Genomic DNA, 22,085 nt, shown 5'->3' with positions numbered 1-22,085 from the left:
GCAAAATGAATTCAAGAATAGTGGAATAGCTTAAAGGGCAAGACAGCCCAGGAGAGCTGGTAGACGGATAGGCAGTCATGTGTGGGAGAATCTGAATGGTTGGGGGGATTGTTCTGATGAGGCGTACACTGTTTCCGTTGGAGCTCGACTCAGATTTTTCATAAGGTTCGTCAACGGTGAAATTGCTAGAAGGCCGTGGATGAGGTCTCATCTTTCAATTTTTCAGGAAGGGTTCGGCTCTCAAAAAATATAATGCCGCGTTCGAGCCCGCTTTCGAATCGCAATGTCACTTCCGTGTACATCCCGTGCCAGGTGTACACCTTGATTGGGCCGGCGGCAATTTGACCTGGGGTACGATCAAGGGGGCCGTACAGGGACTCGAGATAGGTCAGGATTTTGGCGTGGCTCGCATGACCGGTATATCGTACTGTTACTCGACCGAACTTCTTCTCAAAAGTTGTAAACCTGAGGGAGTCTACTGGGATGGCTCCGAGCAAGGGAGGTTGGCCAGTCAATTCGTAGGTTTGCAGGCGGCCTGCCTCATCGATTTTTGTGAAAGCTCCCATTTCCGTCAGAATTGATCCCCACGGAATAGACTCAAACCCATTGGGGTCATGTGCGATAGGGATCGCTGACGACAAACGGATCGGTACCAACAAGGCCAGCATCGATACCGTCACAAGGAGAGCCGATCGCTCGAACGGATACGTTGCCATAGCCTACTCTGCAGAGTCAGTGATGTAGTCGTTGAATCGTGGGGCAAGGGTTCGGTTATCGAAGAAAATGTAGCCTCGTTCTGTTCCGGCTTGGTAGGTCAGGTTGATCTCCGTATCGGATCCGCGCCAGGTGTATTGCTGTGTGAGGCCTCGTGCCATTTGCCCTGGCACGCGATCTAATCGGCCGAAACGGGTTTCGAGGAAGTTCAGGACCTGTTTGTGGACGTGACTGCCTTGGTAGCGGATCGTCACTCGTGCAAACTGGTCATCGACGGAGAGATAGAGAATACTGGTCATCTCAGTATCCGCAAACGAGAGCGGATCGATCTTGGGGAGGTATTCAACAATGTGTGCGCTGGCGCGAATCATTTCCATGTCTTGGCGGGAGGACAGCGTCGTTCCCCAGGGAAGATCTTGAAATCCCCTTGGATCGTCTGTCATGGACACGGCCCATGCGGCATCGAGGCCAATCATCATGAGGAGCATGAGTGCAGTGCTCCAGGTACGAGGCGCCAGAAAGGGGATTGGGGTCATCGTTCTCAGTGGAGTCGAGTGTATGGACGAGTTTCTCACGCTATCATGGCAGTGCGGTGAACACAACTGCGCAATCTTTCTTGAGAACCCGCAAGGGGCTATCTTATAATGCGCCCGCTTTGATGCGCGCTCATGAATAATGCAGGCTTAGGAGTGCAGGAAGTTTCTTGTGATTGACAGCGACGTGTTTGTTCAGTCTCTGCAGGATTTGGGGGTGAATTTTTTCACCGGGGTTCCAGATTCCATCCTTGGTGGCATTATCGCCGAACTCATGATTCGGGGGATCTACATCCCGGCCGTTCGCGAGGACGAAGCGGTTAGTATGGCGGCAGGCGCATACATGGCGGGAAGAATCCCCGCCGTTCTGATGCAGAATTCTGGCCTCGGGATTTGTTTGAATACGCTCATGTCCCTCAATCTGATCTATCGCCAGCCGTGCTTGTTGATTGTGTCATGGCGGGGGCAAGGCGGCAGTGATGCACCGGAGCATCGTGTGATGGGTGAAGTCATGCCGCAACTGCTTGATGTGGCGAGGATCCCCCATCGGACATTGACCGAAAAAACAGCCGTCGCAGATTGTCGATGGGTCGTCGAGACCTTGATGAACAGGCAAATCCCCGTTGTGCTGAGCCTCACGAAAGGCGTGGTAAAGGGATTACACCCATGAGGCCCGAAGAGGGGACCCTGATCAGCCGTGCCCAGGCGATCGTGACCTTGTTGGAATTATTGACCGATCAACCCGTCGTGATCTGTAATGGCTTTCCCTCGCGGGAGGTGTACAAGATTGCCGATCGGCCCACACATTTCTACATGATCGGATCGATGGGGAATGCTGCTGCGATTGCACTTGGCGTCGCGTTGACAAAGCCGAACAAACAGGTGGTGACGTTCGATGGGGACGGGAACGTGCTCATGGGAATGGGAACGCTTGCAACGGTCGGCGCGTTACGACCGAAGAATTTTATTCATGTGGTCTTTGACAATGAAGTGTATGGGACGACTGGGAATCAGCCGACGATTTCCAATGTGGTGCCGCTGGACAAGGTGGCCAAATCGGCGGGCTACGTCAATGTGGAGCGTGTGCTCGATCGTGAGGATTTAGTCTACGAGTTCAAGGATATGCTGAAGAAGGATGGTCCCAGTCTGTTACTCATCAAGATCAATGAGTTCGTGGAAGATGCCGGACGCATCGGGCCTGATCCCCCAGTCCTCACTCAGCGGTTCATGAAAGCGATCGAGGGATAGCTGGGGGTAAGTCCGCCCTTGTGCAGGACCCTCAATCATCATAGCTGAAGGAGAAAAACATGGTTCTCCTGAATCCAGGTCCCGTCAACGTTTCAGAGCGTGTCCGCCAAGCGCTTGTGAAACCAGATATCTGTCACCGGGAAGACGAGTTCGCTGAACTGCTCCATCGTATTCAAGCGAAACTGCTAAAGGCATTTGTGCCGGGTGCCGAGTCTGACTACGTCGCCGTCGTCATGACAGGCTCAGGAACCGCAGCCGTCGAGGCCGCCTTGATGTCGTCGCTTCCTCACGGCAAGCGCATGCTCATCCTCAACAACGGGGTCTATGGTGAGCGGATGTCTCAGATCATCGGGCTGCATCGCCTGGGAGTGAGCGAGCTGAAGTATGAGTGGACAGTTCGCCCCGACCCTGAGCGGCTGCTCCTTGCCCTGCGGCAGCATCAGGAAGTGCATGTCGTCGGTATGGTGCATCATGAGACGACGACCGGGCTTCTCAATCCTGTCCATGAAATTGCCGAGATCGTCGATGATCAGAATCGCGTGTTTGTGCTCGATGCCGTCAGCGCATTGGCTGGAGAGATGCTCGATATCGCGAAGTCGCACATCTACATGGTGGCCGGCACGGCAGGGAAGTGTATTCAGGGATTTCCCGGGGTCTCGTTTGTACTGGTTCGAAAAGGATTTGTTGAAAAGATGCGCGCATACCCAAAGCGCTCATGGTATCTCCATCTGACCCATTACATCGACAATGAAGGGCGCGGTATGATTCCGTTCACGCCGGCCGTGCAAGTCTACTACGCGTTCGATGAGGCGCTGAACGAGCTGCTCGAAGAAGGGGTGTCGAATCGCATTCAACGGTACAAGAAGATGGCGACGATGATCCGTGAGCGAATGGCCAAGTTCGGAGTGAAAGCGCTTCTCCCGGTGGAGCGGCAATCGAATACCATCACGGCATATCATCTGCCGGAAGGTGTGTCCTACCAGATGTTGCATGACCGCCTGAAACAGCAGGGTTATGTGATCTATGCGGGGCAAGGCAACTTGGAAAACAAGATTTTCCGTGTTGCCAATATGGGGGCCTTGTCCGAGGCACAGTTCGGTGGATTTCTCGATGCTTTCGAACAAGCGTGTCGTCCTACATGAAGGCGATCATTCTCGCAGCGGGAGTCGGGAAACGGCTCTGGGACATCACGCAACATCGTCCCAAGTGCTTGATCGAGATTGGGGGGCGATCGCTCTTGCACCGTTACTTAGAGTCATTGGCTGCGGTCGGGATTCGCCGAGCAGATATCGTCGTGGGGTATAAGCAGGAGATGATTCGGGCGGCCGTGGCAGCGGAGTCCTGTGGTGTCGGTGTCACGTTTCTAGTGAATGAGGAGTTTCATCGGGGCAGTATTTCCTCCCTGTGGATCGCACGCTCTGCTTTTGATGACGACACCATTGTGATGGATGCCGATGTGCTCTTTCATAGAGAGATCCTGGGGCGACTCGTCTCGTCGCCCTTTGAGAACGCGTTGTTGATGGATGAAACCGTCAAGCAAACCGGTGAAGAATGTATGGTAGTCGTAGCCGGGGGCAGGGTGATCGCCCTCACGAAGAAGATGCCGGACCACTATGACTATGCCGGTGAAGGGGTAGGGTTTCTTCGGGTACGGCACGCCGACACACCTCGGGTCGTCTCGTCCCTTCGCGGATACATCGAGAAAAACATGTGGCATATGGAATATGAGGATGCGCTGTTCGAATATTTCCATGATGTGCGGGTGGGACATGAGAAGATCGGAGGATTGCCCTGGACCGAGATCGACTTTGTCGAAGATATAAAAAAAGCTGAATTGGAAGTTTTGCCGAGATTGTGAGAAAGTGACTCATGTGACCGGGATTCCGATACAGCACTGCCAGTGAGACCATGAGTAAGAGTACCCTTCAAAAAAGAGTCGAGATCCAGGGATTGGCGACGGCGATTTTGCTCCCGTCGGTCGGCGTCTTTGGAGGGCCAATCGGGACAGAGGTTGGCGAGCTGGGGCCTCTCACCAGTGTCGTGGGGATCGGTCTTTTCCAACGTACCGTCCTCACGTTGCAGCGGGCTGGGATTCGGCAATTAATTGTTCTCTCTGGACCTGATGAGGAGCAGCTCAAGCATTCTCTGGCAAAAGGGCCGCGGGTTACCATTCCTGTTCGTTGGATGCCGGTCCGAGAATTTCCCCTTGATGATCCTCGGACATGGGAGGCCTTAGCGGCAGAGGTCCGTGGATTTGCACTTATTGCGAGCGTCAACAGTGTGTTCTCGCGTGGGTTGATCGAGCAGTTACGCCAAGATGTGCGCGATGGTCAAGCCATCGTGGTGGCCCAGTCGAGGCCACAGCAGGGCGAGCGACCTACGAATACAAGCGTGCGGGTGACGATCCCAGCTCCTGGTCGGGCGACCATGGCCTCTGCTCGTTTCGATGAGTCTACGCTGCAGGCTGCCGAGCTGCTTGTTATTCCAGCTAGCCTCATGAACACTGTAAACATAAGCGCACAAGATAGAGGCAGCACACCGGTCCGTCAGTGGATCGAGCAGGTGGCCGGTGATGGCCGATTGCAGGTGGTGACGGCTGAGGAAAAGAGGGGTCTGTGGTATCAGCCGGTACGGACGCCGGATGACGTAGAGAGGGCTGAAAAGAAGTTGTTCAACTCTCTCAAGGGAGAGTTTGAAGGGTTCGTCGATCGATATTTCAATCGTAAAGTCTCTCGTGGGTTCACACGCTTATTCCTTGAGCTCGGTCTCTCCCCTAATTCCATCACGATCTTAGCTGGGCTCATCGGGCTGGTGGCGGCAGCCGGGTTTAGCCTGGGAACATACAGCGCCGGTATTGTGGCCGCACTGCTGTTTCAGCTGGCCGCGGTGATTGATTGCTGCGACGGAGAAGTCGCTCGATTGACCTTCACCGAATCGCCGTTAGGGGCCTGGCTTGATATCGCTCTGGACAATCTCGTGCACATGGCAATTTTCGCAGGGATCGCCGTCGGGCTCTATTCAACGCAGATGGGGCAGGAAGATGCCTGGGTATCGCTCACACTCGGTGGGGCAGCCGTGCTGGGGAACGGCCTCTCGTTCCTGCTCGTCGACAAGGCTCAAAAAATCAAAACGGCCGTCGGATGGAAGACCCCGGCCCACGCGGCCTGGGCCAATGTCATGTTAAAAAACGTTGCCAGCCGTGATTTTTCGGTCTCTTTGATCGGGTTCGCCATCTTTGACCAACTCTTTTGGTTTCTTCTTTTTGCGGCGATCGGGTCTCTTCTGTTCGCCGGTGCTATGGTCTGGGTGATCAGGCCGTCTGCAGTTGCATTACCTCGGCCATAACTACCACGTTCGCCATCCGATTCACGTGTTGCGTTATATCCTACTTGCCGTTGGCCTTATTTTTCTGAGTCTGCTGGTCTGGAATATCGGACCTCGCAATGTCTATGAGGCGGCGTCTACGCTCGGGCCCGCCGCGCTGCTTGCTGTGTTGATTCCCTCCGTCATCATGTATGTGATCGAGGCGTATGGGTGGAAGCTGGTGCTGGGGCCATCGGCAAGCGCCGTACCGTTCTGGCGCCTCCTGACAATCCGTACGGCCGGCGAAGTGGTGAACATGACCACTCCCACGGCCTATTTGGGTGGTGAACCACTGAAGGCGTACCTGTTGAAGCAACACCATGTTCCGATTACGGAGGGAGCCGCGTCCGTGATAATTGCTAAGACAACCCTGACGATTGCTGAAGTCTTCTATATCCTCATCGGGATTGCCGTTGGGTTTTTGATCTTGGGTACCGGCGGTTCGGTGGGACAGACCATTACTGCTGCAGTCGTCAGTGTGACGGTATTGGTTTGTTCGATTGCTGGGTTTGTCTTTATCCAGCAACGCGGGCTCTTTGCTTCGATGTTGTCGATAGTCAAGAAGCTGGGATTACGGGTTCAGGTGCTTGAGACGCAAGAGGAACACTTGCGTTCGATCGACCAGACGATTCTGAGTTTCTATCGACACCACCGTGAGGCGTTCGCGCTGTCGACCGGAGTCTGCTTGTTCGGCTGGTTGGCCGAGTCGCTCGAGGTTTTTGTCATCATCTCTTGCCTCGGTGATACCGCCAGCCTGGGGTCCGTCATCTCAATCGGTGCCTTGGCTGCCCTGATTAAAGGCGGGACCTGTTTTATCCCGGGTAGTCTTGGGGCGCAGGATGCCGGTAACCTTCTCTTATTACAGGCCTTCGGCTACAGCGATGTGACGGGTATGACCTTCGCGCTGTTACGACGTTTCCGTGAAGTTGTCTGGATCGGTATTGGGTTGGTGTGTCTTGCCCTGGTGGGGAAACGGAGACCGAGCGAAGATCACCGAGCCGAGAGCCCATCCTGAACGATTGTCTGAAATCGCTCAATCATGCGATCCCATACGAAGCCGTGAAGCCGAAAGTCTGCGGCACGGTCAACTCTGTGGAACTGAATTCCCATGCGATTCCCCTGGACCCACCGAACCTCCGCCTCCTCCACCGGTAACGACTGCGCCTGGTCTGGGAGGATTAATCGCATCCGCAGCGTGGTTCCCTGTTGCAGAGCATCTATGGATTCAATGGTGCAGCCGAATACCGTGAGGTTCATGACTTTCCCTTCGGCAATCGTGTCGGTCGCAGAAAACATCACGGGGTATTGCACGACAAGGGGGACGCGATAGTGCTGGCGTGAATAGGTGCGGGTGAATTCCACGGTAAGGCAGTCTAGTCGACCGTTCCGCACAAGGGAATCCCTCATTGGTGGGGACAAGGCGCGGATATTCAACGGAGTCTTGAATGTGCGGGTAGGTCGTTTCTGCCAGGTGTCAGGCGGAATAGTGCTTGCTGAGATGTTCGCGTTGCAGATGGAGAATCGTTCTGACCAAGAATTCGCGTTCTTGTGCACTCATCCGGATGAAACGACCATGAAGACGAAACGTGTGTTGCGGGTTGTGAATGGGATCAACCCGCAGCACTTCCACGTAGGCTTTAAAAGGTGCCTGGTCAGCCAGTAACAAGGTGCATAAGAGAATGTCGCTCGCTTGAAAGGCTGTGTTAATCGTCACACCGATTCCTCCTGCACTGAGATTCACAGATATCTGTGAAAATGGGCCTTCGGAAGTGTCTGCCTCAGCCTGAAGGCGAATGGAGAGAGTGCTGGTAATACGGTAAAACTCACGGCGATCTCTCGGAGAAGATTGCGGGGGAGACGAATCTGATGCCATGGTAATCGGAAGTATATCCAAAACCGGGGCGCCGATCCATCAATCGGGTATTGGTGCGAGCGTTGAGTGGAGGGCACAATGCTCAAAACGAACGATTGGCTGGCCGAATCCAGAGGGTATGCTAAGCGATGCAAAGACGTCGAAGCGAACGCATGTTCGGGCGCCTCGGCTTCATGTTCAATGGTCAGATGTGCTGTGGCATCGAGAAGGACCGCCTCATGGTTCGCGTCCTGCCGGATCGTTACGACGCGCTCCTCAAAAAACCGCGCGCCTGCGAGATGGATTGCACCGGCAAGTCACTCAAGGAATGTTTATGGATGGCAACTCGCCCTCCCCTAAACTTTTTCCGACATCAGTGGGTTAGAATAGGAAAGTGTGGTTGAGGGTGAGCTATTTTCGTTTCCCGTTGCTCTTGCCGAATCCTGTGAAATCTTGAGATTCTATGAGAATCTCATCACTCTTTTCTCCTAATCAGGTTAGGTGGCATCAGTCCAGTTATTGCGGGGGGATCTTATGGCTTACTTGGATACGAACAGATTTGACTCGTTGGTTCTCGATTCCTCCAACTCGTGCCTCTGGGACGAGTCTTTTGGGTGGATGGATCCCTCGCGAGCTGTTGATCTATTCAATCTGTACTTCCCTGCAATACTTCCAGCGTCGTGCTCAATCATCAATCGCTCTATCGGTTTGAACGCAAATAGGGGGTCCCTCTTGATTTACAAGCGTCTGGCAGGTTGTTAGGATGCGCCGCATGAAAGTGGCTCTGACGTTGCTTTGGCTGTTGCTCTCCATCCTCGGCGCGTTGGCTCTGGCCCACGTGGTCGGTGTCGTCAATCCCAATGAAAAGGTAAATGGCCTCTGGCTGGTTGTGGCGGCGGCCTGCATCTATGTGCTGGCCTATCGATTCTATGGCCGCTGGTTGGCTAGGCAGGTTGTTGGACTGAACAATCAGCACGTCACGCCGGCGGTGCGGCTCAACGACGGCGTGAATTTTCACCCGACCAACAAGGTCGTGCTATTTGGCCATCACTTTGCGGCCATTGCGGGGGCTGGGCCATTGCTCGGGCCAGTACTGGCGGCACAGTTTGGATTCATGCCGGGGTTTCTCTGGCTGGTGATTGGCGCCGTGCTCGGCGGCGCGGTGCAGGACTTCATCATCCTGGTTGCTTCGATGCGACGCAACGGGCGTTCGCTGCCTGAGATTGCCCACGATGAACTTGGTTCTATCACCGGGACAGCGACAGCAGTCGCCGTGCTCTTTATTGTGGTGGTCGCGCTGGCGGGATTAGGATTTGCTGTGGTCAATGCGCTCTACCACAATGCCTGGGGGACGTTCACGATTGCGATGACGATCCCCATCGGCCTGATTATGGGCTTCTATCTTCAGAAGTTTCGCGCTGGCGCAGTGGCTGAAGTGTCGATCCTCGGTATCGTCTTACTGATCACTGCAGTACTGTTTGGTCGTGTGGTCGCACAGTCGTCTTATGCATGGTTCTTTGAGTTCGATAAACCAGCGCTGGTCTGGCTGCTGGCCGGCTACGGCTTTCTCGCCTCGGTGTTGCCGGGTTGGATGTTGCTGGTGCCTCGTGGGTATCTCTCAACCTTCATGAAGCTCGGCGTGGTCTTTCTGCTCGGGTTCGGCGTCATTCTGATGGCGCCGACGATCGAGATGCCGCGAGTTACGTCATTTGCTTCCGGTGGCGGGCCAATTATCCCCGGCACCCTCTTTCCGTTTCTCTTCATCACGATTGCTTGCGGGGCAATCTCAGGCTTTCACTCGTTGGTTTCGTCCGGAACCACGCCGAAGATGATCGAGCAGGAGTCTCAGGCGGTGGTAGGCTATGCGGCCATGTTGTTGGAAAGTTTCGTCGGTGTCATGGCGCTGATCGCAGCATCGGTATTGATTCCTGGCGACTATCTGGCGATCAATACGACGCTGGGTGCGGATGCTCTCACTGCCATGGGTTTTGCCCCGTCGCGAATTGCTGAACTGTCTCAGATGGTTGAAGTGGACGTGGCTGGACGTCCTGGCGGCGCTGTGTCCCTCGCGGTCGGTATGGCGTCGATCTTCTCGGCTTTACCTGGGATGTCGGGTCTGATGGCGTATTGGTATCAATTCGCACTGGTATTTGAAGCACTCTTCATCCTGACCACGATCGACACGGGCACGCGCGTGGCGCGGTACCTCATCCAGGAAATGGCCGGGCGAGTTTACGCCCCCTTTCGTCAGATGAACTGGCTTCCCGGTGTGATGCTTAGCAGCGCGTTGGTAGTGGGAGCCTGGGCCTATTTGATTGGAACTGGTAGCATTTCCACGATTTGGCCGATGTTCGGCGCGGCGAATCAGTTGCTGGGAACGCTGGCGCTTTGCATAGGGACGACGGTGTTGATCAAAATGTGGAAGTCGCCTTATCTCTGGGTGACGGCGCTTCCAATGCTCTTCGTCGGCGCAATTACGCTGACTGGGTCGTATGAGATGTTTTGGATGTTCCTGAAGAAAGCTGGAACATTGGCCGCTGGCCAGGCGTTTGCTCTCTATCTCGATGCGGTGTTGGTGGCGCTGGTCGCTGTGCTCGGTTTGATTGTCTTGAGCGACAGCCTGCGGCAGTGGTATGGCTATGTTGTTTTGAAGAAGCCGTTTACGTCGAGCGAAGTTGTGGTGATGGCGGGTGGAGGGTCGGCAGGGCGGATACAAACGGCGATTCATTGTGATGATGAGAAGAGGTTTAGGCTGCCGCATGGGACTGGGTGCTGTTAAAGGCAGCATGACTAATCTTTCCTGCTCGTGTTGTCTCGCGCACACCCAATCTTTCGCATGACAAAGTTATGGGTGTGTTCGGTGCATGTGCGCAGTGAAAGATCAACCATGCCGCCCTTCCTAGATTAGTGAAAAGAAGGAGGAGATTGTGGCTGATCAGTTTTCATTCGATGTGGTATCGGAAGTGAATATGCAGGAGCTGAAGAATGCGCTGGATCAGGCGACGAAGGAGATTAAGCAGCGATTCGACTTCAAGGACTCAAAGACGGAGATCACGCTGAAGGAAAAGGAGAAGGAGCTGGTCGTCGTGTCGGATGATGACTACAAGCTCAAGGCTGTACAGGAGATCGTCAAGGCCAAGTGTGTGAAGCGAGGGGTGTCGCTGAAAGCATTTGATTACGGGACAGTTGAACCCGCCCTCAGTGGGACTGTCCGGCAAGTAGCGAAGATTCAAAGTGGTTTGGCGTCAGACAAGGCGAAAGAGATCACGAAGGCAATCAAAGACTCGAAATTGAAAGTCCAAGGGCAGATTCAAGGTGAACAGGTTCGGGTGTTGAGTAAGAGTAAGGATGAACTCCAATCGGCCATCGCCTTTTTGAAGGGCAAAGATTTTGGAATCGATTTGCAGTTTACAAACTATAGGTAAACGGTGTGGCGCTTGTGTCAACCTCATGAACATTCTGCTCGCTTTCCTTTTTCTTGCGACCTCTCTCGCAGGCTGCAATCGTAGCGATCCCATCGTTCTCATCCAGCTCCATCCGAAGAACCCTGACATCATTTATGTCGCGACCAATGATTACATCTATAAGACTCGTGACGGTGGTCAGGCTTGGTCAAACCTCTCACAAGGGATGAGTCACTCGCGAGTGATCGCCATGGCAGTTGATCCCGCATATCCTGCAACGGTCTATGCGGGCACAAAGGGTGATGCGGTTTATAAGAGTCACGATGGGGGGCAACGGTGGGCCTCGATGCGTGCAGGGCTTGATGATGCGACGATCAGCTCTGTCGTGAATCAGTTTCTCTTTGACCCCATTGACGCGCAGCATATCTTCATTGCCACTACAATGGGTGTGTTCGAAACAAAAAATGGTGGTGAGCAGTGGGTCAAAAAAATGGAGGGGATGAAAGAAGTGTTGATGGTGGTGACACTCGGGATGGATCCCACTCGTCCGTCGATTCTCTACGCAGGAACAAGTGGTGGTGTCTATAAGTCCATTGATCAAGCCGGCCATTGGGAAAAGGTGAACAATGGGCTTGTTCCACTGGACATGGTAAAAACGTCACGGGCCTTGAATGTGACGTCGATACTCGTCGATCCCTATGAACCTGATACTGTGTATGCGGCCACCTTGGCAGGGATGTATAAGACCACGGATGGAGCCCAGTCCTGGAGGCGGATCGGGGAATCACTAGCGGATCAAATGATTGTGGGGATGGTGCTGGATCGAACGCGCCGAGGTGTGCTCTATATCACAGGGCGTGATGGGGTGCATCGAAGTGATGATGGTGGGGCAACCTGGGAGGCAATGAACAGGGGATTTTCTACCACCAATGTCAGGGCCATTGCTCAAAGCGATGTCAATCCGAAGGTGTTCTATGCCGGCACCAACGGAAGCGGCCTCTATCGGAGTCAGGATGCAGGTGAGACGTGGGAGTCCATGCCGCGGGTAGGGGGTGGGTAATGGGAGACCGATTATCGGCGTTGGCTGTTTAAATCGGAATCGCCGATTGCGGCTCCGACTCCCCGTCGAGGAAGGGTCGAAGATCCTTCACGATTTTGTGAACGATCAACTTCAAAGCCTGTGCTGCTCGACATGGTGGTATCGTGGATATCTGTTCCCGGTCGATAGGGGAGCTGGCTGTCATGGACAGTATCCCCTCTCCGAGGGTGGAGGGATTCGTTGACATTACTGTAAGGAGAAACCGAGGCACCGATGTCTGCTCCGAAGTTGGCGTTTAATCTGGTGTCTTCAATATCTCCGCCGATTCGTGAACGCAAGGTTGTGTCCTGAATATTCATTCCTGTTGGTGCGGAGGAAGGTGGCTTTTTAGTCTGGAACTCCCTCTTGATCGCTTCCTCCTCATCCTGAACCCGTAATCTGGCGCGCCCGCTGTTTTCATAGTTAACTTCTTCGAGGTTCCGTTGAGCTTCGTTCAACCTCTCCAGGCGATCATAGAGACGAAGAAGGTCCTCACGGGCACGCGCGACAGTTCCAACGATTTCGCTGAGAGTGAATTGCCGCGCAAACGTCCCAAGTTTTGGGGCAACCCCTGGTCCCCCGCCTAGGCCGCCATTTCCCGTACCATTTCCAGCGTCTGCGGCGGTGGCTCCCTGTCCTTTCCCAAATCCGGCTGAATTGTAGATACCTTTTTGCTGGACTGCTTTGAGGATGTGGGCAGCCTCATCAATGAGGTCCACAATGTTTGCGGGTGCATCATCATCGGTGAGACAGCATGATACAAACGTTCGATAACGATCGGAAAATTTTGAAGCAGCATTTTGTAAGTCAACGATTTTGATCGGGTCACGGTCTGGGATGTCAAACCCTCGTTTTCTCGCCGACTCTTGGAATGATTCAACGGCTTGCTGGTCGTAGAGGGGTTTGCAGCCGGGGCTCTTGCCGGTCGAAATCTGTTGATCAGGTGTCTTGTCCGGACACCAAGAAACCGGCGCCGGTTGATTGAGTGGGTTGTCCGGGTTGAAGTCTTTCGCCATAGTGTGCGCCACGATGAGAAATATGGTGACGATCAAGGGGGAAAGACCTGTAAGGAAATAATTTCGGGTAGTTTTCCTCATGAATGCATTCTCTAATTCAAGCTTGCAGAAGTCAATGAAACTCAAAAAGTTGGATGATTTGGGCAGGCGGGGTGAATTAGAAAAAGGCAAATGATATGGCCACTTAGACCTAGAAGAGCAGAAGAATTAGCCTCTCATGGCGAGTGCCACCTTGTACGTTATCTACAGGTACAACAAGCTGTAAGTAGCTGAAATGCAGTTGACAACCAGAAATGCGAGAGTATACTCCCTCGAGTGGTGGGTGAAAGTGGTGGTTAGTGGGTGAAAAAGATCGTTGGCCAATTCGCAGCACATATCAGTGTTTGGAAAGGAGGTCTGCGAATGGCTCGTTTCCCATCAGCCAATCACCATTTTGGATTGTACGGTGGGATACGGTGGGCATGCCGAACTGCTCTTGGAGGCTGGGCAACCCGGAACGAAGGTTGTCGGGTTAGATTGCGATCCTGAAGCGATTGAGTTCTGTCGACAGCGGTTAAGTCGATTTGGAGATCACATTGTGTTGTGCCAGGGGAATCATAGAGATTTAAAACGGCATCTCGCAGACGTGGGTATCTCGACAGTGGGGGGGGTACTCTTTGATTTTGGGGTTTCCTCTCCTCAACTCGATAATGCTGCAAGAGGCTTCAGCTTTCTACAGAATGGCCCTCTTGATATGCGTATGGATCAGTCGATCGGTCCTACTGCCACTGATGTGGTGAATGCCAGTTCAGAGTCTATGCTTGCGGACATCATTTATCAGTTTGGAGAAGAGCGGTATGCACGGCGGATTGCACGGGCCATTGTGCGCGAACGGCAGAGCGGTCGGATTGAGACAACCGGAGCGTTAGCTACAATTATCGCTCGTGCAGTACCGGCGTCCTATCGACACGGACGGATTCATTATGCGACACGGACGTTTCAGGCGATTCGCATTGCTGTGAACCAAGAGCTTGAGAGCATTGCATCTGCACTTCGAGATGCGACGGAAGTTCTATCGGAGGGGGGAAGAATTTGCGCAATCTCGTTTCATTCCCTTGAAGACCGCATCGTCAAACATACGTTTCGGTCTCTCTTGCAGGAGCCTCATGCACAACTTTCATTGTGCACGAAGAAGCCTGTCGTTCCATCCAGAGAAGAGTGTGAGGTGAACCCACGGTCACGAAGCGCCAAATTACGTGTTGCAGAGCGTCAACCGAAGTAGGAGCTGTCATGAAAATCTTGGCTGTTCTTCTTGGGCTGTGTCTGGTGTTTGTATTCGTGTGGGAGCGAGTCGATATGGTTCGGGTTGGCTATCAGATCGAACGGCTCAAGCGTGATAAGACCGCCTTGGAACGGCAACGTGATGAATTGAGGGTGCAGTTTTCGACACTGAGTGCGTCCGGTCGGATCGCTCGGGTGGCGACCAAAGAGTTAGGAATGAATCTGCCTCAGCAAGGGCAGGTCATCTTAGTTCAATTCGGACCGGGTAGTATTCAGCCTGTGGCAGTTGCGGATGCTGCGCCAGTAGACGTTCGAGTCGCGAAGCATGATCTTCTGGCCAGGAGGTACTAGTGGCCGGTTTTGTACCAAATGGTCGGCAGTATGTCCTGTTACTCCTCTTGCTGTGCGGATTTGGAGTGGTTCTGTTCCGCCTGGTGACGCTGCAAGTCTGGCAAGCCGCTGAACTGTCAGTCAAAGCAGATCGACAACATCGGAAGACGGTCTCGCTAGAGGGAGCACGCGGTACGATAGTCGATAGGCACGGTAAGGTTCTGGCAATGAATGTCGAAGTGCCGTCTGCTTTTGGGGTTCCGACTACCTTAGATAGTCCGACGAAAACTGCTCGGATGCTTGCTCCCGTCTTACATGTTCGGAGCGAGGAGTTAGAGCGTAAGCTTCGACAGGAGCGGAGTTTTGTGTGGTTGGCTCGAAAGTTAGATCCTGAACAGGGGCGACGCCTGGAACGATTGTCCATTGACGGAGTAGGAGTTGTGATGGAGGGGCGTCGGTTTTATCCAAAGGGTCCATTTCTATCACATGTCTTGGGCTTTGCTGGAATGGATGGTGAAGGGCTGGAGGGTATTGAACATCGGTATGAATCGTACTTGCGTGGCGAAAAGCGGATGATGGTTCTCCAACGTGATGCTCTGGGGCGTTCGGTGTTCCCAACCGATCTGACGGAACGAAGTCCCACGCCTGGGCATAACCTGGCGCTCACGATTGATGAGGTTATTCAGTACATCACGGAAAGGGAGCTTGAGGATGCCGTGACTCGCGCTCAGGCAAAGTCAGGTACGATGATCGTATTGGATCCACGGACGGGAGCGGTGTTGGCCATGGCGGTTAGCCCACGCTTTGATCCAAATGTCGTTTCTAATTTGAGTCCTGATCGATGGCGAAACAAGGCTCTCACGGATGCGTATGAGCCGGGATCAACGCTAAAGGCTGTGATGGCGGCCGCCGCCATTGAAGAGCGGGTGGTGAAGCCGAATACGATGGTCTTTGGAGAACTTGGTCGTATGACCATTGCTAACACGGTAATTCATGATCATGAAAAGTTGGGCTGGGTCTCCTTTGCACAGGTCATACAGAAGTCCAGCAATATTGGTGCGGCGAAGATCGGCATGGCATTGGGAGAGCAGCGGCTTCATCGATATCTTCAGGCGTTCGGATTTGGGCAGAAGACGGAGATCGATCTTCCTGGAGAAGGAGCAGGATTGGTCAAGAGTTTGAAGGATTGGGGGCGACGTTCGGTTGCCTCGATTTCAATGGGACAGGAAATAGGCGTGACGCCGATTCAGATGGTCTCCGCGATAGCGGCCTTGGCAAACGAAGGGGTATTGATGAAGCCGTACGTGGTTTCAGAGATTCAAAGCTCCGAAGGACAGCTTTTGAAGAGAGTGTCTCCCCAGGTGAGGCGACGGGCCGTTTCTCCTGAGACTGCCCATGCGATGACGAAAGTTTTAGAAGGAGTCGTCACGGACGGGACGGGAGCTAAGGCAGCCATTCCGGGGTTTCGTGTGGCGGGAAAAACGGGCACGGCCCAGAAGATTGATCCTCGAACGGGTAGTTACTCCGCTTCTCGATTTGTGACATCGTTCGCGGGGTATGTCCCTGCGGAAAACCCACGGCTGGCCATGATCGTGGTGATCGATGAACCTCAGGGCGATGCGTGGGGTGGGACGGTGGCGGCTCCCGTGTTTAGCCGTGTTGGTGAGCAGGTGTTGAGCTACTTAGGTGTGGGATCTCAGGAACCTGTTACGCTGGCAATGGCACTGTAGTAATCCTGATTATACTAGGAAACGTCGATGACCTTTGTCACCATGCTTCAGGCACTTGAGGGGCGTGTGCCAATTCTTGAGCGCCGTGGTGATCTTAATGTTGCTGTGAAGGGAATCACTGACGACTCCCGTGCGGTATCAGCCGGGAGCCTCTTTGTGGCGGTGAAAGGTGAGCGGGTGGATGGGCATCAATTTATCCCAACGGCGGTGAGCGGGGGCGCCGGGGGCGTGGTTGGGCAACAACCAATGAAGACAGGAACGGTTCCCTTTGTCTGTGTTGAGGACTCCCGAAAAGCGCTGGGTCTTCTGGGGAGCCATTTCTACGGAAATCCATCATCACGGTTGCGGATGGTTGGTGTGACCGGAACGAACGGGAAGACCACGACGACGTACGTGTGTAAAGCGTTCCTAGAAGCTGTGGGTGCGCGAGTGGGGGTGATCGGTACGGTTGCCTATCAAGTTGGGGATACCATGCTTCCTGCGGCTCATACCACTCCTGGAGCGCTTGCACTCCAGCAGTTGCTCACCACGATGGTGAACCACGGGTGCACAACGGCGGTTATGGAAGTTTCCTCACATGCCCTGAGCCAGGATCGTACCAGTGGGTGTGAATATGATGTGGCAGTTTTTTCGAATCTGACACAGGATCATCTCGATTTTCACGGGACGATGGAGGCCTACTTTCAGGCAAAGTTGCGGCTCTTTACCGGATTAGCTGGAGGAGCTAAGCCGAATAAACGGGCGATCGTCAACGTTGATGATCCCTATGGGCTACGCATCGTCGAACGATGTCCTGTGCCAGTGTGGACCTATGCGGTCAAGGCCAAGGCCGATCTCCGAGCCGAAGATGTGAGGCTTTCTCTTCAGGGAACGGTCTTTACCGCTGCGACCCCGCTAGGGAATTTTCGGATCGAGAGCCATCTTGTGGGCGAACACAATGTCTACAATCTGTTAGCGGCCATTGGGGTTGCGCTCCATGAAGGGGCAACGCCCGATCAGATTCATCACGCCGTCACTCGGGTCACGAATGTGCCGGGGCGGTTCGAACGAGTGATGGCAGGCCAGCCCTTCACGGTTGTCATCGACTACGCTCACACCGAGGATGCCTTGAATCGGCTGCTGATGGCGGCCGCGGTAGTGAAGACGGGGCGGATCATCACGGTATTTGGCTGTGGGGGCGATCGTGATCGAGGGAAGCGGCCAAAGATGGGGGAAGCAGCCGTGCGTTCTAGCGATGTGGTGATCCTCACCTCGGACAATCCAAGAACGGAAGATCCGCATGCGATTCTGGATCAAGTGGAACAGGGTGTGGTGAGAGCATTGCGGCAACGGCCTCACGTGCAATATCACAAGATAGCTGATCGGCGGGAAGCGATTGAAACTGCCATACGAGAAGCTCAAGAAGCGGATATCGTGTTGATCGCCGGGAAGGGGCACGAGGATTATCAGATTATCGGGACAACGAAACATCACTTCGACGATCGCGAAGTGGCCCACAAAGCGATTGAAAGACTGCGGTTCCACGCCTAGCGCAGGGCGGTAGACATTGGTTGGTGCAGGGACGTACGGCCATGACACTCTTTTCCGTCGAAGAGGTGCGGGAGGTGATCGGTGGTCGAGTCTTAAGTGGAGACAGGGCTGACTGGATCAAACAACGTGTCCGCCGCATCTGTCTCGATACTCGGTCCCTCTACCCAGGGGATCTCTTTGTCGCAATACGAGGCGAACGATTCGATGGACATGATTTTGTCAAAACGGCGCTTGTGCAGGGTGCCGTTGGGGCGATTGTGCTCGATTCATATGACGTCTCATTGTGTGCTGGAAAGCTTCTCTCCAAACGAATTAGGCCGGTGATTCTCGGTGTTCCTGATCCCCTCTATGCCTATCAACAGCTGGCCGCGTATTTTCGACGTCGCTTCACCGTTCCAGTGGTCGCGGTTACGGGCAGTAATGGGAAGACGACGACGAAGGAAATGGTGGCGAGTGTCATGGCGCATCGTTGGAAGATCCTCAAGACCGAGGGGAATCTCAATAATCAATTAGGGGTTCCCCAAACCCTGTTCCGCCTCCAGGGACGACATCAAGGGGCGGTCATCGAGATGGGAGTCGATAATATCGGACAGACGACCAGGTTATGTGAGATAGCCGCCCCTACGATTGGCATTATTACGAACATCGGATCGGATCATCTGGAGTTTTTTGGATCCATGGACGTCTCTGCTCAAGCGAAAGCGGAATTGCTTGATTGTCTCCCGGATAATGGAACGGCGATCCTCAATGCCGATGATTCCTACTATGACTATCTTTCAGGGCGAGCCCGATGTCGCGTGGTCTCCTTTGGGCTGTCAGCGAAGGCCGATGTCCGTGCAACGAATGTCACATCGGACGAACGCAATGGAACCCTCTTTCACCTGCAGCTCCCAGGAAGCGTGCGCCGGACCACAGTTCGCATTCGAGTCCAAGGGGAACACAATGTCTCCAATGCATTAGCGGCGGCAGCGGTCGGTACGGTCCTTGGACTCTCGGGGTCGGCAATCGCTCAGGGACTCTCGACATTTCGACCGGCTGCCATGAGATCGCAGGTTTTGGTATGTCATGGTCTCAAGCTGATTATCGACTGCTACAATGCCAATCCGGCGTCGATGACGGCGGCAGTGCAGCTTTTATCCCAGGTCAAGGCTAAGGGAAAGAAGATTGCGGTGTTGGGAGATATGTTGGAACTCGGGTCGAGCGCCGTTCAGATGCATGAGGAGGTGGGTGCTTTTGTCGCACGGCAAGGGATTGATCGACTGGTCGCCTGTGGACCGTTGGGGCGAAGCTTTGCCGACGGTGCAAGGGAGGCCGGACAAGATCCGACGCATATTGTTGAAGCCAAGGATGCTCACACGGCAGCCGAGGCGGCGAAAGTTATTACCAAACCTGGTGATGTAGTGTTGATCAAAGCATCACGCGGTATGAAACTAGAACTTGTGGCTGATGCACTTCGGAAACTCAAGAGTGCGCAGAGGAAGGTCTCATAGGTTTCGTCTCCACCATGCTGTATATCTGGCTCTACCCATTTCACACACAATTCTCCTTTCTGAACGTCTTTCGCTACCAGAGTTTTCGTATCATTTATGCGGCGGTCACGGCTTTCCTGATCGCCTTTGTACTAGCCCCATGGGTGATCAGAAAACTCCAAGAAATCAAGTTGGGTCAACAGGTGCGGGATGATGGACCGAAACGGCATCTTGCCAAAAGCGGGACCCCGACCATGGGCGGCATCTTGATCATCTTTGCGGTGACGCTATCTACGTTGCTGTGGGCGGACATCTCACGCCCACACATCTGGTTGGTGCTTGGCGCAACCCTCGGGTTTTGTGCCATTGGGTTTGCCGACGATTATCTCAAATTTATCAAAGCGCGATCGAAGGGACTCTCGGCATCGCAAAAGTTTACCGCGCAAATTGCGGTGGCGCTTATCGTTGCGGTGGTACTCTATTGCTTGCCAGAGTACAACACGAAGCTGAGTGTGCCGTTCTTTAAAAGTTTCACGCCGGACTTAGGCTGGTTTTATATCGTATTTGCCATCATCGTCATCGTCGGCAGTTCCAATGCTGTGAATCTTACGGACGGTCTCGATGGATTGGCCATTGGGCCGATTATGATCACGGCATTGGCCTACACTGTCGTAGCGTATGTGACTGGCCACCGGTTGATGTCGGAGTATCTTCTGATTCCTCATATCGAAGGGGCTGGAGAGTTGGCAGTGTTCACTGCGTCGATCTTAGGGTCGAGCCTGGGTTTTCTTTGGTTCAATACCTACCCTGCTTCAGTATTTATGGGAGACGTTGGGTCTCTTCCGCTTGGGGCGGCACTTGGCACGGTAGCGGTGATCAGTAAGCATGAGTTGCTCCTCCTAATGGTCGGTGGGGTCTTTGTCATTGAGGCGGTGTCGGTCATTTTTCAAGTCCTCTCGTTCAAGTCTCGAGGCAAGCGAATCTTCCTCATGGCACCAATTCACCATCACTTTGAGATGAAAGGCTGGGAAGAACCCAAGGTGGTTGTCCGTCTATGGATTATCGCGATCTTGCTGGCACTGTTGAGCCTGAGCACGCTCAAGTTAAGGTAGTTCGACATGACAGTACTGGACACGAAACAGCTTGAAGGGAAGCGGGTGACCGTCGTCGGACTGGCACGGAGCGGGGTGGCTGCTGTTCATCTCCTGCAGGCAGCCGGCGCGCTCGTGACTGTGGCCGATCGGAAAGAGCGAGGGGAGCTACTTGAGGTACTGAATTCCGTTGAGGAATCGGCAATCGATGTAGTGTTGGGAAATGGCTATGAAACGACCCTGACGACGGCCGAGCTGGTAGTTATTAGTCCGGGAGTACCCTATCGAATGGAAGCGTTGGAACGTGTCCGTCGTCGCGGCGTGAAGGTGATCAGCGAGCTCGATCTTGCGTCAAGATTCATACCCGCTCCGATTCTGGCGCTGACCGGCACCAATGGGAAAAGCACGACGGTCACGTTGATTGGGAAAATGTTACAGGCCAGCGGGAAGCAGGTGTTTATCGGCGGCAATCTCGGGACTGCCTTCAGTGAAGCGGCTATCCAGTCGTTACGGGCGATGCAGGAAGGACGGTCCTGTCCGTACGATGCGGCGGTGGTGGAGGTCTCCAGCTTTCAACTCGAGACGATAGAACAGTTTCATCCTTGGATGGCAGCCATCCTCAATGTGACGGTGGATCATCAGGATCGATATGAGTCCATTGCAGAATACATCGACGCCAAGAAGAGGATTTTTGAGAATCAAACATCATCGGATATGGCTCTGTTTAATCTCGATGATCCACAAGTCGGTGCGCTACGACATAGTGTGAAAGCCAGAACCTTTGGATTTACGAGGCAGCCACCATTGCCATCGGATCTGGCAGGAGGCACCTACCTTGAGCATGGTCGTATCATGATCGCCTTTGCTGGCCAGACGCAGGAGATCTGTCGTCGTCATGAACTCAAGATCATTGGAGATCATAATGTTGAGAATGCCATGGCTGCGGCCACCTATGCGATCTTGAGTGGGTGTCCTCTGGAAGCGGTGCGTCGAGTTCTCAGGGAATTCCCAGGTCTGGAGCATGCCCTGGAGGTTGTCCGTGACCGCCGCGGGGTGCGTTTTATCAACGACTCGAAAGGCACCAACGTCGACGCAACACTGAAGGCCCTAAACAGTATTGATCAGCCGATTTGGCTGATCGCCGGTGGACGGGACAAAGGTGGAGATTTCTCGCGGTTGGCTCCTACGATCCATCAGCGAGTGAAGCGGCTCATTGTCATCGGAGAAGCCGCGCCGTTGATCGTTGATGCGATGCAGAACTATCGAGCCATTGAACGGGTTGCGAGCTTGCGGGAGGCAGTGGAGTTGGCGGCGTCAGGAGCGTGTGCGGGTGACGTCGTGCTGATGTCACCGGCCTGCGCGAGTTTCGATATGTTTGCTGACTACCAAGACCGTGGGAGACAATTTAAGCGTGTGGTGCACTCTTTGCCGGCCTGACGGTCGACAATACAGAGGAGCATTGATACT

Annotated in this window: 22 protein-coding genes; 17 read left to right on the top strand and 5 right to left on the bottom strand. The window is 53.9% G+C overall.

From position 1 onward, the window contains the following. Positions 1 to 185: 185 nt before the first annotated feature. Positions 186 to 716, bottom strand: a complete 531-nt coding sequence (locus ACYX34_RS02985) for a hypothetical protein (RefSeq protein ID WP_462075071.1) — start codon at positions 714 to 716, stop codon at positions 186 to 188. A gap of 3 nt (positions 717 to 719) precedes the next feature. Further along, complete coding sequence (locus tag ACYX34_RS02980; protein WP_462075070.1) at positions 720 to 1,202, bottom strand: hypothetical protein; 483 nt, start codon at positions 1,200 to 1,202, stop codon at positions 720 to 722. 217 nt (positions 1,203 to 1,419) lie between these two features. Between ACYX34_RS02980 and ACYX34_RS02975 the strand changes: the two genes are divergently transcribed. The 6 genes from ACYX34_RS02975 to ACYX34_RS02950 are packed head-to-tail and all read left to right on the top strand — an operon-like array spanning position 1,420 to position 6,873. Next, the gene (locus ACYX34_RS02975) at positions 1,420 to 1,917 is read left to right on the top strand and encodes a thiamine pyrophosphate-binding protein (RefSeq protein WP_462075069.1); all 498 of its coding nucleotides are present in this window, start codon (positions 1,420 to 1,422) and stop codon (positions 1,915 to 1,917) included. Then, the gene (locus ACYX34_RS02970) at positions 1,914 to 2,495 is read left to right on the top strand and encodes a thiamine pyrophosphate-dependent enzyme (protein WP_462075068.1); all 582 of its coding nucleotides are present in this window, start codon (positions 1,914 to 1,916) and stop codon (positions 2,493 to 2,495) included. Before ACYX34_RS02975 ends, ACYX34_RS02970 begins: the two co-directional genes overlap by 4 nt. Before the next feature lie 59 nt (positions 2,496 to 2,554). After that, positions 2,555 to 3,637, top strand: coding sequence for a pyridoxal-phosphate-dependent aminotransferase family protein (locus ACYX34_RS02965; RefSeq protein ID WP_462075067.1), 1,083 nt, complete (start codon positions 2,555 to 2,557; stop codon positions 3,635 to 3,637). Next, positions 3,634 to 4,353, top strand: coding sequence for a phosphocholine cytidylyltransferase family protein (locus tag ACYX34_RS02960; RefSeq protein ID WP_462075066.1), 720 nt, complete (start codon positions 3,634 to 3,636; stop codon positions 4,351 to 4,353). Before ACYX34_RS02965 ends, ACYX34_RS02960 begins: the two co-directional genes overlap by 4 nt. Before the next feature lie 50 nt (positions 4,354 to 4,403). Next, positions 4,404 to 5,840 carry a CDP-alcohol phosphatidyltransferase family protein gene (locus ACYX34_RS02955; RefSeq protein WP_462075065.1) on the top strand — a complete coding sequence of 479 codons (1,437 nt, stop codon included), beginning with the start codon at positions 4,404 to 4,406 and terminating at the stop codon, positions 5,838 to 5,840. A 25-nt stretch (positions 5,841 to 5,865) separates the two neighbouring features. Next, on the top strand, positions 5,866 to 6,873 hold the full coding sequence (locus ACYX34_RS02950; RefSeq protein ID WP_462075064.1) for a lysylphosphatidylglycerol synthase transmembrane domain-containing protein: 1,008 nt from the start codon (positions 5,866 to 5,868) through the stop codon (positions 6,871 to 6,873). Here ACYX34_RS02950 and ACYX34_RS02945 read toward each other — a convergent pair. Both ACYX34_RS02945 and ACYX34_RS02940 read right to left on the bottom strand, forming a co-directional pair. Continuing rightward, positions 6,849 to 7,250, bottom strand: a complete 402-nt coding sequence (locus ACYX34_RS02945) for a PilZ domain-containing protein (protein WP_462075063.1) — start codon at positions 7,248 to 7,250, stop codon at positions 6,849 to 6,851. The genes ACYX34_RS02950 and ACYX34_RS02945 overlap by 25 nt on opposite strands. 82 nt (positions 7,251 to 7,332) lie before the next feature. Next, a complete protein-coding gene (locus ACYX34_RS02940; RefSeq protein ID WP_462075062.1) occupies positions 7,333 to 7,731 on the bottom strand; it encodes a PilZ domain-containing protein in 399 nt (132 codons plus the stop codon). 128 nt (positions 7,732 to 7,859) lie between these two features. Here ACYX34_RS02940 and ACYX34_RS02935 point away from each other — a divergent pair, with 128 nt between their 5' ends. The 4 genes from ACYX34_RS02935 to ACYX34_RS02920 all read left to right on the top strand — a co-directional run bounded on the left by ACYX34_RS02935 (position 7,860) and on the right by ACYX34_RS02920 (position 12,174). Continuing rightward, entirely contained in the window at positions 7,860 to 8,114 is a 255-nt protein-coding gene (locus tag ACYX34_RS02935) for a TfoX/Sxy family protein (RefSeq protein ID WP_462075061.1), read from the top strand. Positions 8,115 to 8,482: 368 nt separating this feature from the next. Then, entirely contained in the window at positions 8,483 to 10,489 is a 2,007-nt protein-coding gene (locus ACYX34_RS02930) for a carbon starvation CstA family protein (protein ID WP_462075060.1), read from the top strand. A 148-nt stretch (positions 10,490 to 10,637) separates the two neighbouring features. Further along, positions 10,638 to 11,135: a YajQ family cyclic di-GMP-binding protein gene (locus ACYX34_RS02925; RefSeq protein ID WP_462075059.1), complete on the top strand. Its 498-nt coding sequence runs from the start codon at positions 10,638 to 10,640 to the stop codon at positions 11,133 to 11,135. A 25-nt stretch (positions 11,136 to 11,160) separates the two neighbouring features. Continuing rightward, the gene (locus ACYX34_RS02920) at positions 11,161 to 12,174 is read left to right on the top strand and encodes a WD40/YVTN/BNR-like repeat-containing protein (RefSeq protein WP_462075058.1); all 1,014 of its coding nucleotides are present in this window, start codon (positions 11,161 to 11,163) and stop codon (positions 12,172 to 12,174) included. An 11-nt stretch (positions 12,175 to 12,185) separates the two neighbouring features. Here the strand turns inward: ACYX34_RS02920 and ACYX34_RS02915 are convergent, their stop codons facing one another. Continuing rightward, complete coding sequence (locus tag ACYX34_RS02915) at positions 12,186 to 13,289, bottom strand: hypothetical protein (protein WP_462075057.1); 1,104 nt, start codon at positions 13,287 to 13,289, stop codon at positions 12,186 to 12,188. 274 nt (positions 13,290 to 13,563) lie between these two features. Between ACYX34_RS02915 and rsmH the strand changes: the two genes are divergently transcribed. From rsmH to murD, 7 genes are read left to right on the top strand one after another with little or no spacing between them, the layout of a single operon-like run. Next, positions 13,564 to 14,469, top strand: a complete 906-nt coding sequence (gene rsmH / locus ACYX34_RS02910) for a 16S rRNA (cytosine(1402)-N(4))-methyltransferase RsmH (RefSeq protein WP_462075056.1) — start codon at positions 13,564 to 13,566, stop codon at positions 14,467 to 14,469. Positions 14,470 to 14,477: 8 nt separating this feature from the next. Next, positions 14,478 to 14,819, top strand: coding sequence for a cell division protein FtsL (ftsL, locus tag ACYX34_RS02905; protein WP_462075055.1), 342 nt, complete (start codon positions 14,478 to 14,480; stop codon positions 14,817 to 14,819). Beyond that, positions 14,819 to 16,528, top strand: coding sequence for a peptidoglycan D,D-transpeptidase FtsI family protein (locus tag ACYX34_RS02900; RefSeq protein ID WP_462075054.1), 1,710 nt, complete (start codon positions 14,819 to 14,821; stop codon positions 16,526 to 16,528). Before ftsL ends, ACYX34_RS02900 begins: the two co-directional genes overlap by 1 nt. A gap of 27 nt (positions 16,529 to 16,555) precedes the next feature. Further along, positions 16,556 to 18,058 carry a UDP-N-acetylmuramoyl-L-alanyl-D-glutamate--2,6-diaminopimelate ligase gene (locus ACYX34_RS02895; protein WP_462075053.1) on the top strand — a complete coding sequence of 501 codons (1,503 nt, stop codon included), beginning with the start codon at positions 16,556 to 16,558 and terminating at the stop codon, positions 18,056 to 18,058. 41 nt (positions 18,059 to 18,099) lie between these two features. Then, entirely contained in the window at positions 18,100 to 19,548 is a 1,449-nt protein-coding gene (locus ACYX34_RS02890) for a UDP-N-acetylmuramoyl-tripeptide--D-alanyl-D-alanine ligase (RefSeq protein ID WP_462075052.1), read from the top strand. Positions 19,549 to 19,562: 14 nt separating this feature from the next. Continuing rightward, a complete protein-coding gene (gene mraY / locus ACYX34_RS02885) occupies positions 19,563 to 20,639 on the top strand; it encodes a phospho-N-acetylmuramoyl-pentapeptide-transferase (protein WP_462075051.1) in 1,077 nt (358 codons plus the stop codon). Positions 20,640 to 20,645: 6 nt separating this feature from the next. Further along, complete coding sequence (murD, locus tag ACYX34_RS02880) at positions 20,646 to 22,055, top strand: UDP-N-acetylmuramoyl-L-alanine--D-glutamate ligase (RefSeq protein WP_462075050.1); 1,410 nt, start codon at positions 20,646 to 20,648, stop codon at positions 22,053 to 22,055. Positions 22,056 to 22,085: the final 30 nt, after the last annotated feature.

The sequence above is a fragment of the Nitrospira sp. CMX1 genome, assembly GCF_054902215.1.
This window is presented reverse-complemented; position numbering and strand designations above follow the sequence as displayed.

Coding starts and splice junctions, on each gene's coding strand:
- ACYX34_RS02915 (WP_462075057.1), bottom strand. CDS start 13,289: ATGAGGAAAACTACCCGAAATTATTTCCTTACAGGTCTTTCCCCCTTG.
- mraY (WP_462075051.1), top strand. CDS start 19,563: ATGCTGTATATCTGGCTCTACCCATTTCACACACAATTCTCCTTTCTG.
- ACYX34_RS02930 (WP_462075060.1), top strand. CDS start 8,483: ATGAAAGTGGCTCTGACGTTGCTTTGGCTGTTGCTCTCCATCCTCGGC.
- murD (WP_462075050.1), top strand. CDS start 20,646: ATGACAGTACTGGACACGAAACAGCTTGAAGGGAAGCGGGTGACCGTC.
- ACYX34_RS02890 (WP_462075052.1), top strand. CDS start 18,100: ATGACACTCTTTTCCGTCGAAGAGGTGCGGGAGGTGATCGGTGGTCGA.
- ftsL (WP_462075055.1), top strand. CDS start 14,478: ATGAAAATCTTGGCTGTTCTTCTTGGGCTGTGTCTGGTGTTTGTATTC.
- ACYX34_RS02935 (WP_462075061.1), top strand. CDS start 7,860: ATGCAAAGACGTCGAAGCGAACGCATGTTCGGGCGCCTCGGCTTCATG.
- ACYX34_RS02940 (WP_462075062.1), bottom strand. CDS start 7,731: ATGGCATCAGATTCGTCTCCCCCGCAATCTTCTCCGAGAGATCGCCGT.
- ACYX34_RS02895 (WP_462075053.1), top strand. CDS start 16,556: ATGACCTTTGTCACCATGCTTCAGGCACTTGAGGGGCGTGTGCCAATT.
- ACYX34_RS02955 (WP_462075065.1), top strand. CDS start 4,404: ATGAGTAAGAGTACCCTTCAAAAAAGAGTCGAGATCCAGGGATTGGCG.
- ACYX34_RS02920 (WP_462075058.1), top strand. CDS start 11,161: ATGAACATTCTGCTCGCTTTCCTTTTTCTTGCGACCTCTCTCGCAGGC.
- ACYX34_RS02960 (WP_462075066.1), top strand. CDS start 3,634: ATGAAGGCGATCATTCTCGCAGCGGGAGTCGGGAAACGGCTCTGGGAC.
- ACYX34_RS02985 (WP_462075071.1), bottom strand. CDS start 716: ATGGCAACGTATCCGTTCGAGCGATCGGCTCTCCTTGTGACGGTATCG.
- ACYX34_RS02970 (WP_462075068.1), top strand. CDS start 1,914: ATGAGGCCCGAAGAGGGGACCCTGATCAGCCGTGCCCAGGCGATCGTG.
- ACYX34_RS02965 (WP_462075067.1), top strand. CDS start 2,555: ATGGTTCTCCTGAATCCAGGTCCCGTCAACGTTTCAGAGCGTGTCCGC.
- ACYX34_RS02980 (WP_462075070.1), bottom strand. CDS start 1,202: ATGCTCCTCATGATGATTGGCCTCGATGCCGCATGGGCCGTGTCCATG.